Source organism: Streptomyces sp. NPDC006193, assembly GCF_040613915.1.
Taxonomy (GTDB): Bacteria; Actinomycetota; Actinomycetes; order Streptomycetales; family Streptomycetaceae; genus Streptomyces.
This window is the reverse complement of record NZ_JBEXTB010000006.1, coordinates 26,134-39,092: the sequence shown is the minus strand read 5'-3', so window position 1 is coordinate 39,092 and position 12,959 is coordinate 26,134. Positions and strand designations below refer to the sequence as shown.

At 73.5% G+C, this 12,959-nt stretch carries 13 protein-coding genes and 1 pseudogene; 7 read left to right on the top strand and 7 right to left on the bottom strand.

Annotated elements, in window-relative coordinates; genetic code table 11:
- Window positions 1–54 precede the first annotated feature (54 nt).
- Both ABZ261_RS08730 and ABZ261_RS08725 read left to right on the top strand, forming a co-directional pair.
- Window positions 55–705: an alpha-ketoglutarate-dependent dioxygenase AlkB gene (locus ABZ261_RS08730; protein ID WP_356856771.1), complete on the top strand. Its 651-nt coding sequence runs from the start codon at window positions 55–57 to the stop codon at window positions 703–705.
- A 47-nt stretch (window positions 706–752) separates the two neighbouring features.
- Window positions 753–1,991, top strand: coding sequence for an ROK family protein (locus ABZ261_RS08725; RefSeq protein ID WP_356856769.1), 1,239 nt, complete (start codon window positions 753–755; stop codon window positions 1,989–1,991).
- Window positions 1,992–2,061: 70 nt separating this feature from the next.
- On the opposite strand, the gene ABZ261_RS08720 is transcribed toward ABZ261_RS08725, so the two are convergent.
- From ABZ261_RS08720 to ABZ261_RS08690, 7 genes and pseudogenes are all read right to left on the bottom strand, one after another.
- Window positions 2,062–2,994 (bottom strand): phosphotriesterase, encoded by a 933-nt coding sequence (locus ABZ261_RS08720; RefSeq protein WP_356856767.1) that lies wholly within the window; start codon window positions 2,992–2,994, stop codon window positions 2,062–2,064.
- Window positions 2,991–3,581, bottom strand: a complete 591-nt coding sequence (locus ABZ261_RS08715; protein ID WP_356856765.1) for a DUF4865 family protein — start codon at window positions 3,579–3,581, stop codon at window positions 2,991–2,993. The genes ABZ261_RS08720 and ABZ261_RS08715 overlap by 4 nt, the downstream gene beginning before the upstream one ends.
- A gap of 176 nt (window positions 3,582–3,757) precedes the next feature.
- Window positions 3,758–4,348 (bottom strand): TetR/AcrR family transcriptional regulator, encoded by a 591-nt coding sequence (locus ABZ261_RS08710; RefSeq protein WP_356856763.1) that lies wholly within the window; start codon window positions 4,346–4,348, stop codon window positions 3,758–3,760.
- Between the two features lie 293 nt (window positions 4,349–4,641).
- The gene (locus ABZ261_RS08705; protein WP_356856761.1) at window positions 4,642–6,168 is read right to left on the bottom strand and encodes an FAD-dependent monooxygenase; all 1,527 of its coding nucleotides are present in this window, start codon (window positions 6,166–6,168) and stop codon (window positions 4,642–4,644) included.
- A 76-nt stretch (window positions 6,169–6,244) separates the two neighbouring features.
- Complete coding sequence (locus ABZ261_RS08700) at window positions 6,245–6,853, bottom strand: TetR family transcriptional regulator (RefSeq protein WP_356856759.1); 609 nt, start codon at window positions 6,851–6,853, stop codon at window positions 6,245–6,247.
- A gap of 919 nt (window positions 6,854–7,772) precedes the next feature.
- A pseudogene (locus ABZ261_RS08695) lies at window positions 7,773–8,183 on the bottom strand (ATP-binding protein); the annotation flags it as partial.
- A gap of 204 nt (window positions 8,184–8,387) precedes the next feature.
- Window positions 8,388–8,711 carry a hypothetical protein gene (locus tag ABZ261_RS08690; RefSeq protein WP_356856757.1) on the bottom strand — a complete coding sequence of 108 codons (324 nt, stop codon included), beginning with the start codon at window positions 8,709–8,711 and terminating at the stop codon, window positions 8,388–8,390.
- A gap of 304 nt (window positions 8,712–9,015) precedes the next feature.
- On the opposite strand from ABZ261_RS08690, the gene ABZ261_RS08685 reads away from it, so the two are divergent.
- The 5 genes from ABZ261_RS08685 (at window position 9,016) to ABZ261_RS08665 (ending at window position 12,935) form a co-directional block, all read left to right on the top strand.
- Window positions 9,016–10,140, top strand: coding sequence for a PLP-dependent cysteine synthase family protein (locus tag ABZ261_RS08685; protein WP_356856755.1), 1,125 nt, complete (start codon window positions 9,016–9,018; stop codon window positions 10,138–10,140).
- Window positions 10,141–10,386: 246 nt separating this feature from the next.
- Entirely contained in the window at window positions 10,387–11,589 is a 1,203-nt protein-coding gene (locus tag ABZ261_RS08680; RefSeq protein WP_356856753.1) for an ATP-binding protein, read from the top strand.
- A complete protein-coding gene (locus tag ABZ261_RS08675) occupies window positions 11,586–11,987 on the top strand; it encodes a roadblock/LC7 domain-containing protein (RefSeq protein WP_356856751.1) in 402 nt (133 codons plus the stop codon). The genes ABZ261_RS08680 and ABZ261_RS08675 overlap by 4 nt, the downstream gene beginning before the upstream one ends.
- Window positions 11,984–12,358 (top strand): DUF742 domain-containing protein, encoded by a 375-nt coding sequence (locus ABZ261_RS08670; RefSeq protein WP_356856749.1) that lies wholly within the window; start codon window positions 11,984–11,986, stop codon window positions 12,356–12,358. Before ABZ261_RS08675 ends, ABZ261_RS08670 begins: the two co-directional genes overlap by 4 nt.
- Window positions 12,333–12,935 (top strand): ATP/GTP-binding protein, encoded by a 603-nt coding sequence (locus tag ABZ261_RS08665; RefSeq protein ID WP_356856747.1) that lies wholly within the window; start codon window positions 12,333–12,335, stop codon window positions 12,933–12,935. The genes ABZ261_RS08670 and ABZ261_RS08665 overlap by 26 nt, the downstream gene beginning before the upstream one ends.
- Window positions 12,936–12,959 lie beyond the last annotated feature (24 nt).

Sequence of the window (12,959 nt, the reverse complement as noted above, 5' to 3'; positions counted from 1 at the left end):
CTAGCGGAGCCGCAGCTCAGGGATGGTGGGGCGGGTCTGCGGCACCATGGACGCATGGACGCGGAGCTGTTCCCCCGACACCGCGCGCAGGTCGCGGCGGGCGCCGTGCACGTCCCGGACTGGCTGGACGAGGCGCGGCAGCGCGCCCTGCTCTCCGCCTGCCGCGAGTGGGCGAGGCCCCCCGCCGGGCTGCGCACGGTCCGCACCCCGGGCGGCGGCACGATGAGCGCGCGCCAGGTGTGCCTGGGCCGGCACTGGTACCCGTACGCCTACGCGAGCACGGCCGTCGACGGGGACGGCGCACCCGTGAAACCGTTCCCGGACTGGCTCGGCGCGCTCGGCCGCCGTGCGGTGGCCGACGCCCTCGGCCCGGACGCCGTCCCCGACGACCCGTACGACATCGCGCTGGTGAACTTCTACGACGGCGACGCCCGCATGGGCATGCACCGGGACAGCGACGAGAAGGCGGACGCGCCGGTGGTCTCGCTGAGCCTCGGCGACAGCTGCGTCTTCCGCTTCGGCAACACCGAGACGCGCGCGAAACCGTACACCGACGTCGAGCTGCGCAGCGGCGACCTGTTCGTCTTCGGCGGCCCCTCCCGGCTCGCCCATCACGGCGTGCCCCGCGTCCACCCGGGCACGGCGCCCGCCTGGCTGGGCCTCACCGGCCGGCTGAACATCACCTTGCGGGTGAGCGGCCTGTAGCCCGCGAGCCGGCCACCCCCGGCGCGGATCATGGGAGACTCACCCTCATGAGCGGCAAGGCGGATCCCCGGACCCCGGGGGAGAGGACCACCTCCAGAGCGCGGCTGGACCGGGGGCGCGGCGCGCTCGGACCCGCGCTGGGGCTGGTGCACACCGGGCGGGCGCCGACCCGGTCCGTGCTCACCGCCGAACTCGGCGTCACCCGGGCGACGGCCGGCGCGGTGGCTGCCGAGCTGGAGGCGCTGGGCCTGATCCGGGTGGACGCCCGGCCCGGCTCCGCGGCCGGCTCCCAGGGGCGTCCCTCGCACCGGCTGCAGGTCGCCGAGGACGGGCCCGTCGCCCTCGCCGCGCAGATCCACGCCGACGGCTTCCGGGCCGCGCTGGTCGGCCTCGGCGGGCGGATCGTGGCGACCGCACCCGGCTGCGAGACCGTCGACGCCGACCCGGCCAAGGTGCTCGGCTCGGTCGTCGAGGCGGGCGCGGAGCTGCTGCGCACGACCGGCCGCCGCTGCATCGGCGCCGGACTCGCCGTGCCGTCCGCCGTCGCCGAACCCGACGGCCTGGCCCTCAACCCCCTGCACGTGGCCTGGCCCGCCGGCGCCCCCGTCACCCGGATCTTCGCCGAGTGCGTGCGCGACGCCGGCATCACCGGGCCCGCGTTCGCGGCCAACGACGTCAACCTCGCCGCGCTCGCGGAACACCGGCACGGCGCCGGACGGGGGGCGCGGGACCTGCTGTGCGTGGCCACCGGTCACCGGGGCGTCGGCGGCGCGCTCGTCCTCGACGGCCGCCTGCACACCGGCAGTGCGGGCCTCGCCCTGGAGGTCGGCCACCTCACGGTCAACCCGGAGGGCCGCCCCTGCCACTGCGGCAGCCGCGGCTGCCTGGACGTCGAGGCCGACCCGCTGGCGCTGCTCGTGGAGGCGGGCCGGGAGCCCGGCCCCGAGATGTCACTGCTGCAGCAGGCCAACGAACTGCTGCGCACCCAGTACGCCGACCCTGCCGTCCGCACCGCCGCCGAGACCCTTGTCGACCGCCTCGGCCTCGGCCTCGCCGGCCTGGTCAACATCCTCAACCCCGACCGCATCATCCTCGGCGGCCTCCACCGCACCCTCCTGGAGGCCGACCCCGACCGGCTCCGCGCGGTCGTCGCCGACCGGAGCCTGTGGGGCCGAAGCGGCGGCGTCCCCATCCTGCCGTGCACCCTGGACCACAACAGCCTGGTGGGCGCCGCCGAACTGGCCTGGCAGCCGGTGCTGGACGACCCGCTGGCCGCCCTGGCCTGAGGCGCGCCGGCGGCGTGTCCGAAGCGGCGGCGGCCGGTCCGTCAGCGCACCAGCGGGTCGATCGCGCCCGTCAGGTCCTCCTCGCCGCCACCCTCGGCCAGTCGGCCGCGAACGCCCGTCCCGGGTGCTCCACGAGGATGCGGGTCGCCAGCTCGGCGCCCACCGTCTCCGCCAGCAGCCGCCGTACCCGGCGCAGCAGATAGGGCATTCCGGGGCCGCCGTCCACCGAGCGCGCCCCGGCGGTCACCGTGTCCCCGCCGAGCAGCACCCGGTCCCCGAACCCCGCCTCGGCCAGCGCCCCCACCGCCTCCGGCATCCGCCAGTCGGTGGCGTGGTGGGCGCGGGACGGCCCGTCGAAGGCGAGCCAGCAGCCCGAGCCGGCCGCCGCCCGGTGCACCGCCGGGTCGGGGAAGCGGTTCAGGTGGCCCAGGATCACCCGCTCCCCGGGGACGCCCAGCTCGCCGCAGAGCAGATCGAGCACGTCGAGCGCGCCGGTGCCCATCTCCAGGTGCACCGCGATGGGCGCACCGGTGGCGTGGTGCGCCTCGGCGGCCGCCGTCATCGTCCAGCGGGCATGCGCGTCGAGCGCGTGGAAACCACCCGCCACCTTGATCAGACCGGCGCGTACCCCGCTGGCGCCGATGCCCTCGGTGAGTTCGGAGACGAACAGCTCGGCCAGGCTCCCGCCGCGCAGGCGGGCGAGCAGCTCCGGCTCGTAGTGCACCGCCTGGTGCAGCCCGGTCGCGCACACGATGCGGATGCCGGTCCCCCGGGACAGCTGCGCCAGGTCCGCGGCCCGCCGTCCCATGCCGTACGGCGTCCACTGCACGACGGCCGCTCCGCCCGCCGCGCGGAACGCCTCCAGTTCGGCCCGCGCGGCGGGGACGTCGTCCAGCTCCTGCCCCGGCAACCGCGGGCTGCGCAGGAAGAGATGGTCGTGCGCGTCGCACGCGCCCAGCTCCTCGGGCCGGATGTCGCCGAGCACCGTACGGACGTGGCTCACCACTGGCGGCCGCGCGGGAGACGGCCCCGGCCGGGCGCGGACAGGTGCAGCACCTGGAAGACGTCGCCGTCGGCCTTCGGCGCCTCGTGCTCCCGCAGGTGCTCCCAGAGGGAGAAGTGCACCAGCTCCCAGCGGTGCGGGTCGACGGCCGCGGCGGCGAGCACGGCGCCGTCCTCGGCGGCCAGGCGCTCCGTCTCGGCCACCGCCTCCTCCATCACGGCGGTCAACGCGACGCCCTCGGGGACCGGCCGGCTGCGGCGTACGGCGAACGCGGCGCGCACGCCGGTGCCCTCGGCGTGGGCGAGGCCGGTCCACTGCCGCACCGCGGGCCGCCCGAAGTCGTCGACGAGCCCCTGGAAGGGGCCGCCCCACAGGAAACGGTTCATGCCCTCGACCGTGTTCCACAGGTAGAACGGCGCGTACTGGTTCACCGGCGAGCCGTGCACGCCGCGTTCGCGTATCAGGTACGCCTTCAGGCCGAGGCCGTCCCAGTCCTCCAGCAAGGGGGCGACGCGGGCGACCCGGGCGCGGACCACGCCCATGTCGTAGTCGGCGGGCAGGGTCAACTCGTATTGCAAGGGGTGCATATGACGGTCCTTCTGATGTGAGGGGCTGTGATCGGCTGGGGCGTTCGGCGGCGGGCACACGGGGGCCCCACGGCGTGGTCGTGCGGATCTCCCCGGCCTCGCCGACCCTGCGCTGTACCCGCCTGTCGCCCTGCAGGACCGGTGCCGGGACGCCGTCCGGTGATGTGCACGAGAATTCAGTCGTCCTGTCCGGGGGTCCGGGGCGCCAGCAGGGAGAGCAGACCGCGGACGCCCGCGTCGAAGGCGGCGGGGGAGCCGGACGCGCGGGCCAGGACGTAGCCGCCCTGCACGGTCGCCACGACGGCCGCGCCGATCTCCGCCCCGTCCAGCCCGGGCGCGAACTGCCCCTGCCGCTTGCCCTCTTCGACGATCTCCGCGATCCGTTCGCGCACGGCGGCGATGGTCTCGTCGACCGGCGCGCGCAGCTCCTCGCTCGCGATCACGTCCGGGTCCATGGTCAGCCGGCCGACCGGGCAGCCCCGCAGCACGTCACGCTCGCGCAGCAGATACGCCTCGATGCGCTCGTAGGGGGTGCCCGGCCCGCCGAGGACGGCCTCGGCGGTGGCCCGCATCTCCTCGGCGGTGCGCCGGATCGCCGCCAGGGCGAGGTCCGGCTTGCCCTTGAAGTGGTGGTACATGCTGCCCTGGCCGGCTCCCGCGCGCTCCAGGATCGCCTTGGGGCTGGTGCCCACGTACCCGCGCTCCCACAGCAGCTCACGGGTGGACTCGATCAGCCGTTCGGAGGTGCTCATGCGGGCAGTGTACATACTAGTAGTTACAGTCCGCCAGTGCGGTCGCTCGTGTTGCCCAGTTCTTGCGGCAGGCGCCTCTCGGCCAGGCACGCCTGCCCGTTCCGGTGGCGACCGGCCTGGCCGCCTGATCCCGGCGGGCCGCGAAGAGCTCCGCCGGGGGCCACCACGGTGCCGCGCGGATCTGGCCGCCGTACCGGCCCGTGCCGCGCAAGCCGGCGGGCGGGTCCCGCCGGCCCTCGGAGCGGGCCCCGGTCGCTCGGCCGGCCTTGCCGACCTCACCCCGGGGCCCCCGCCGGCATCGACACTCCTCAGGGGAGGACCGCCCTCGGACGGCAGGTCGCCTGCTCCGGTTCACGGGCGTCGCCCAGCGGAGCGCCGAACCACTGGTGCAGCGCAGCCCGCAGACCGCTGACGTCACCCGGCTCGTACCCCGTCCACGCCAGGTGGCAGTCGGGGCGCAGCAGCAGGCCGGTCGCGCTCGTGCCCTGAGCCGTGCCGCTCATGACATCTACCCGGTCGCGCCAGGGCTTCGCGGCCTCGGCGAAGTCGCCGCACAGGTCCAGCAGCAGGGGCCGGGCGGTCGTCGTCAGGTCGGCCAGCCGGCGGGTGCCCGCCCCGGTGTGGACCACGAGGTCGGGCGCGAAGCCGTCGGTGGTTCCGGCCAGCAGGTGGGCGATCCGTTCTGTGCCGCCGGGTGAGGCGAGCAGCTCGCCGAAGACGGTCCGCAGGGCGCTGACCTCCGGTCCGGGGCGCATCAGCGCCGACTGGGACAGGGTCGAGGCCATGACGCGTTCCGCGACAGGCCGGCGTTCCTCGTCGTAGGTGTCGAGCAGACCCGCGGGGGCCCACCCCCGCACCGTGGCGGCCAGCTTCCACCCGAGGTCGACCGCGTCCTGCAGGCCGAGGTTGAGCCCCGGGCCGCCGATGGCCGAGTGCACGTGGGCCGCGTCTCCCAGCAGCAGTACCCGTCCCTTCCGGTAGCGCTCCGCAAGTCGGGTGTTCCCGCCGACCAGTCGTCGGAGCAGATGCGGTCCCTCGCCCTGCGGCGGGCCCAGGGGGACGGGCACGCCCAGCACGCGTCCGGCGCTCGCCATCATCTCTTCGAAGGTCATCGGGGTGGTGTGCTCGTCGGGCCTGCCGGTTTCGGTGGTGTTGAGGACAGGCACGCGGCCGGGCAGCAGGCCCCACGCGATCGTGCCGCGTTCCGTGCGCACGTACAGCAGGGGCGGCAGGCTCCCGTAGCCGGGAACGCGCAGGCTGCCGTCCGGGCCCAGGTGTTCGGGCGCCACGGACACGTGCGCGGAGCGGGTGACGAAGTCGTCGGTGGTCACGCCGGGGAAGCCGATGCCGGACAGGCGTCGCACCATGCTGTGACCCCCGTCGGCCCCTACGAGGTAACGGGCGCTGAGAGTCTCACCGTCGGCGAGGGTGATCCGGACGAAGTCGTCGTCCTGGTGCAGATCGACCGCCTCCCGCCCCCTGCGGAGGTCGGCGCCGAGTTCCACGGCGCGTTCGGCGAGGACCCTCTCGATCCGCTCCTGCGGCGCCGGGAGCAGGCTCACGGGGTTGTCGTCGAGACCGGTGAGGTCCAGCGGGAACGCGCCGAACATGTAGCGGGGCGCGGGGCGGGGCGGTTCGCCGGACCCGCTGATGCGTGCGTAAAGACCGCGCCGGTCGAGCATGTGGACCACCTGACCGACCAGACCGTTCGCCCGGGGCTCGGTCTTCGGGCCGGTCAGACGCTCCAGCACGACCGGACGCACCCCAGCCAGTGCCAGCTCGCAGGCGAGCATCAACCCGTTCGGGCCGCCGCCGACGATCACTACCTCAAGCATGACGATTCCCCTTCTCAGGGCATGAAGGCGCAGCGGCCGCAAGCAGCAGCCCCTGTCCACGGTGGAAAGGAGGGGCCTACGGAGTGGGAAGTCCGGTGGCCACCATCCGCAGAGCCCGGGGCAGCAGAACCTCCATCGGCTCGCCCGTGCCGCCTTGCACGAACAGTTCCAGGGCGACGTTGTTGGCGGCCATCACGCTCGCGGCCACCAGGCGAGGGTAGAGATCGGACTCGGGATCCGTGCCCGTGCGGTCGGCGATCGCTGCGGCAAGCTCCTTCTCCGCGATCCTGCTCGCCCGCAGCATCTCGGCCTGCAGCGCGGGTTCGGCCAACATCACCCGCACACCGGCCGCCCACTCATCGGACCGCGGCGGCATGTGCTCCACCTCGGGACCGGGCTCCAGCTGCCGGAGCGCCGCACGGGTGATCGCCTCCCACAAGGGCTCGCCGGACGGTCCCTGGCGCAGCTCGGCCGCGAGCCGCAAGGAACGCTCGAGGTAGCGGAACGCGATCGCTTCCGCCTTGCTGGAGAAGTAGTTGTTGTAGGTGCGCGGAGACACGCCGGCCGCCGCGGCGATGTCCTCGACCCTGACCGCACTCCAGCCGCGCTCGACGGTGAGCCGGACCGCGGCCCAGCTCAGCGCGGCGCGCGTGGCTTCCTTCTTCCGTTCCCGAAGACCGCTCATGCCCTGCACGGTAGCAATAAGTGCGTGGCGCGTAAATATTCGCACCACGCAACTTTTGGCGGCCGGGCGGGTGTGCGGGCCCGGACGGCGCCTCCACGTCCCTTCGCCCCTCCGGCTCGAGCGAAGCGACGACCGGGCGCGTCGGCCGCACCGGCGGGAACGGTGCGGCATGACCGGGTCCCGTGCGGGCGGCAGCCCGCGCGGGGAACGCGCTGATAGCCGTGCGGCGGCGACGGGTGGCGGTTGCGCTGCTGCCGGCCACGGGCTGTCGCGGCCGTCGTGGGAGGGCCGCGCGCCGCCGGTCGGCCGCCTCACCGAACGGCACCCGGCACCCCGCGTGCCCGGCCGGGGCTCGGTGAGCGACCGTCTGCGGTGCCGGTGACGGCCGGGCGGTGCCGGCGGTGGCCGGGCGTGCGGCCGGCGCAGGCCGTCTGCTGCGGGGCCCGCCGCCCGGCCGTCAGCCGGGAACGACGGTCCGGGCGGGAGCCGGTGTACCGCGCGGCGGGGTCGAGGGCCCCGCGGCGGGCGCGGCGGCCGCAGGAGCCGTACCGACGGCAGGCGCCGGACTCGCGGCGGGGGCCGTTTCCCTGGCGGGGGCCGATGCGGCGCCGGGGGTCGCGGTTCCGGCCGAAGCGCCTGCCGGAACCGGGGTCCCGGCACCGTCCGGAACCGGGGCCCCGGCTCCCACCGGAACGGGACTCCCCGCGGGGGCAGTGGGCTGAACGCCGGTCGGAACCGGCGATCCGGTCCCCGCCGGAACCGGAGTCCTCGCGGGGGCGGCCACCCCCGCCGTGACCGGCGCCCCCGCACCGGCCGGGACCGGCGCCCCGCCGCCCGCCGGAACGGCCGCCGGTGCCGGAGCCGGTGCCGGCCGCGCCGTCGCTCGCGGCGGCCGCGCCGGACGGCTGCGGGCCGTCGCCGGGGCGCGCAGGGTGAACCACACGACCTTGCCGTTCTCGCCGTCCGGTCGCGCGCCCCAGCTCTCGCTCACGGCGGCCACCATCGCCAGGCCCCGCCCGCAGGTGGCCAGCCCGGTGGCCTCCGCCGCGTCCGTGGCGTCGGCCGGTACCGGCAGACGCGGGTCGCGGTCGCGGACCGAGACCGTGAGCCGGTCCGGGAGCAGCTCCAGTTCGACGGTGCACGACTTGTCGGGCCTGGCGTGCCGGTGGACGTTGCTCAGCAGCTCGGTCACACCGAGCGCGGCCCGGTCTATCAAGGGGTCCATGTGCCAGTAGCGCAATTGCGCAGATACGATTCTGCGGACCTGGCCGATCCGCGACGGCAGGGCTTGGAGCTCCACCGTGCAGTGCCTGCTTGGATGACTGATCACGGCTGCGACTCCCCGATGTGAGGTCCGGAGGAACCGGAGGAACACGGAGAACAACGGATCCAGCAGGGTGCTTGCGTCCAAACGTCCGCCTGCTGTCCTGGCCGGCGGCTGGTTCGCAGCGTTATCGCCGGTAAACCCAGAGTGACGTGTCAACAGCGTGACGCAGCGGATGCGCCGCCGCAACTCGCCGCGACGGTGCGCCGCTCAGCCGCCGCGCCCCGCCGCCCGGCGAACCGCCTCGACGAACCGCCGTGCCGCGGGCGGCCCCGGCCGGCCCGGCGCGGGGTCGTGCGCGCCCAGCGTCAGCAGATACCGCGTGCCGTTGACGTCGGCCAGCGCGCGGTCGTCCGGCACGAACCACGGTTTGGACGCGCGCACCGCCTGCACCGGCGCGCTGTCGATCTCGCTGCCGTAGCTGGTGAGCAACTCCAGCCGGCCGTCGCTGATCCGGACCTGCCCGGCCCGGGTGAGCGAACGCAGTCGTTTGCCGATCCGCACGCCCGTGGCCGTGAACTCCGGCTCCGCCATTCCTCGCCGCCCCCTTGCGGTGTTCCCGTCGAATCCGTGCACGCCCCCGTTCGGGACGGTCGTCCCGTCGCGTGCAGTCTGCCCCGACGCGGCGTGGAGCACCAGTACGCACGGGGCGTGTGCGACAGGCGCCCGGAGCACGCCCGCCCGTGCGCCCCCACCTGCCCCGCGGGTGCGGGCCCCAGGGGGCCTTTGGGTGGCTCAAAGGTGCGTTTATGCAGGTGGGAAGCGGTGTGAAAGGTGCCTATGCTCGACATGCAGGCCGCGCGGGACGCCGCCGGCGACCAGCGTAAGGAGCCCCGCCGTGAGCACCACCCCCCAGACCAGGACCGGCGCCACCCTGGACGTCGACCGCAGTGACGCCGCCTACCGCGGCTGGCTGAAAGAAGCCGTCCGCAAGGTGCAGGCCGACGCCAACCGTTCGGCGGACACGCACCTGCTGCGCTTCCCGCTGCCCGAGCGGTGGGGCATCGACCTCTACCTGAAGGACGAGTCGACCCATCCGACCGGCAGCCTGAAGCACCGGCTCGCCCGCTCGCTGTTCCTGTACGGCCTCTGCAATGGCTGGATCCGTCCGGACCGCCCGGTGATCGAGGCGTCCAGCGGCTCCACGGCCGTCTCCGAGGCCTACTTCGCGAAACTCATCGGGGTGCCCTTCATCGCGGTCATGCCGCGCACGACGAGCGCCGAGAAGATCCGCCTCATCGAGTTCCACGGCGGACGGTGCCACTTCGTCGACGACTCCCGCCGGATGTACGAGGAGTCCGCCCGCCTGGCGGTGGAGACCGGCGGCCACTACATGGACCAGTTCACCTACGCCGAGCGGGCCACGGACTGGCGCGGGAACAACAACATCGCCGAGTCCATCTTCCGTCAGCTGCGGCTGGAGCGGTTCCCGGAGCCGGCCTGGATCGTGGCCACGGCGGGCACCGGCGGCACCTCCGCGACGCTCGCGCGCTACGTCCACTACATGCAGTACGACACCCGTATCTGCGTCGCCGACCCGGACAACTCCTGCTTCTTCGAGGGCTGGACCAGCGGCGACCCGGAGGTCACCTGCGACTGCGGCTCCAGGATCGAGGGCATCGGCCGGCCGCGGATGGAGCCGAGCTTCGTGCCCGGCGCCATCGACCGGATGATGAAGGTCCCGGACGCGGCCAGCGTCGCCGCCGTCAGGGCCCTGGAGCGGGTCATCGGCCGCAAGGCGGGGGGCTCGACCGGCACCGGGCTGTGGAGCGCCCTGAAGATCGTCGCCGAGATGGTCGCGGAGGGCCGCCGGGGCAGTGTGGTCACGCTGCTGTGCGATCCGGGGGACCGCTATCTCGACAAGTACTACTCGGACGGCTGGCTGGCGGAACAGGGTCTCGACATCGCCCCGTACACGGCGGCGATCGACTCGTTCCTGGCGACGGGCGTGTGGCCGGACTGAGCCGGGTCCCGGGGGCGGGCGGCGGCCCCCGGCCGGGCGGCGGGTGCCCGGCCGGTGGCGGTCCGGTGTGGATTCGGTGTCGTCTCAATTGGGGCCCCGCACAAGCGGGTTGGGCGTCCAGGACTGATAAGATCATCCCACTTTTCGATGGGCTGACGGCGTGTCATGAACGCGTCCGGGGGGACAGTCTCAGAGGCACCATCGCGCTGCTCACGCCCCGGCGCGATGCGACTTGAAGAGAGTCTCATGACGTCATTGACCCGAGATCCACTGCTGTGGGTCTTGCTAGTGGTGCTCGTCGCTGCGGTCGGCGCGGTGATGCGGGCCCGGAGAACCAACATGGCTCTCCGAAGAACGAAGAAGGACCTGGAGACAGGACTGGGCCAGGCCCGTGCCGACCTCGGCCAGCTCCACGCGAACATCGCCGCGCTGACCGCCCAGCACCAGCGCGACCTCGCGGACGTACGGGCCGACGCCGAGGCGTCGACCAAGGCGGTGCTGAAGTCCGCGATGGGAACGCTGCAGTCGCTCGCCGAGGAGCAGCAGGTCCTGCTGGACAACCTGCTCAAGAAGTACGGCGACACCACCGACGTCCTGGCCGACCTGATGACGGTCGACCACACCGGAAGCCAGTTCGGCCGCCGCGCCAAGGGCATCTCGGTGCTGTGCGGCGGATGGCTGGGCCGTCGTGAGGGCGCCGCCACCGTCTACGACGTGGCCCGCAGCGCCCAGGGCCGGATCAAGGACTTCGACCGGGTCAGCGTCCACTCGCAGGTGAACGTCTCCCTCGTCGGCAAGGCGGTCGAACCGGTGGCCGTCGTCCTGGCCGAACTGCTGGACAACGCGACGAAGTACAGCGCTCCCGGAACACCGGTCGAGGTCAACATCCAGGCCGTGCCCACCGGTGTGTGCTTCATCGTCGACGACGCCGGCCTCGGCATGGACCAGGAGACCAAGGACCGGGCGGCGGCTCTGCTGTCCGTCGACGGTCCTGTCGACATCACCGGTCTCGGCGATCCGCCGCGGTTCGGCTTCGCCGTGTGCGGCATGCTCGCCGCCCGCTACGGCTTCGCCGTCTCCGTCGGCTCCGTGTCCCCCTACGGCGGAGTGCGTGCAGTGATTCGAGTGCCCGAAAGTCTCCTGGCGGCCGACGCCCCCGCCCCGGCGGCCGACGCCCATGACACCGCGGGCACGGGAGAGGCGCCCCAGCGGCTGGCCCCGGTCCCGGTCGTGGGCCCCTCGCACGTGGTGGGGAAGACCTCCGGCGGTCTGCCCAAACGCCGTCGGCGCTCCGGACCCGTCACGGTGGTCCCGGCCCTCGACAGCGACGACCGGGAGGAGACGGCCGAAGCGGTCAGCGAGGTGACGGCGTCGCGTCTCGGGGCGTTCGCGCGCGGGACGCACCTCGGACGCACCACGAACACCACGGAAGGACCTGACAACCAGTGAAGACCGACCTGTCCTGGGTGCTGAACGACGTGCTCGAGGTCCGCGGAGCCCGCCACGCCGTCCTCGTCTCGGGCGACGGCCTGCTGCTGCAGCGCTCCGACGACATCGGGCGGGACGACGCGGAGACCAACGCCGCCGCGATGAGCTCGATGCAGTCGCTGAGCCGCGCCGTCGCGGGCTTCGTGGGAGCAGGACACGGGATCTGGAAGCAGACGCTGCTCGAGTACGACGGCGGCTGGATCTTCCTGATCGCCGCGGGCCAGGGGGCGTACCTCGCCGTCTCGGCCGCGCCGGACGTGGACATGGAGGCCATGTCCTTCCGCATGCAGAAGACCGTGGCCGCCCTGAGCAAGGCGATGAGCGTGGCGCCGCGCTCGGACAACGGTGTCGGCGCATGACGACCCCCGGTGAGGAAGCCTCCGTCACCAGCGACTTCGTCCGCTCCTACGTCATCACCGGCGGCCGGACCCTGCCGGCCTCGGACGACCTGTCGCTGCACACCCTCGTCACGCTGGCTCCCGAGCGCACGCCTCCGCTGGGAGCCGGCCCCGAGGTGATGGCGATCTGGAACCTGTGCGCGGGCGGCTATCTGTCGGTCGCGGAGGTGGCCGGCCACCTGGGCCTGCCGGTGGGGGTGGCCCGGCTGCTGCTGACCGACTTATTCGAGCAGGGACACCTCCTGCGCCGCGCCGAGCCGCCCCGGGCGCAGAACGTTGACAGAGCGACCCTCGAGAAGGTTCTGAATGGACTCCAATCCCTCATCGGCTGAGACGGCCCCTGGATCCATCTACGTCTCCAGCGCGGTGACCAACGCCGCCAAAATCCTGATCGTCGGGCATTTCGCCGTGGGCAAGACGACCTTCATCGGCTCGCTGTCGGAGATCACCCCGCTGCGCACCGAGGAGAAGATGACGCAGGCGTCGCTCCACGTGGACGACCTCAGGGGCGTGGCCGGCAAGACCACCACCACCGTGGCCCTGGACTTCGGGCGGCTGACGCTCAGCGACGACCTCGTGCTGTACCTGTTCGGCACCCCCGGACAGCAGCGTTTCATGCAGCTGTGGGAGGACATGGCCCGTGGCGCGCTGGGGGCGCTGCTCCTGGTCGACCCGGCCCGGCTGGAGGAGACCTTCCCGGTCATCGACCTCGTCGAGAGGTACGGACTCGAATACGCCATCGCCGTCAACAGCTTCGAGCCGGGTGCGGCGTACGAGGAGGCGGAGGTGCGCGAAGCCCTCGACCTGCTCCCGGACACCCCCGTCGTCTACTGCGACGCCCGTGACCGGCAGTCCTCCGCCCGCGCGCTGATCGCGCTCGTGCGTCACCTGCTCACCCGAGCCGCCTGACACGCCCGACCGCCCCGACCCCCC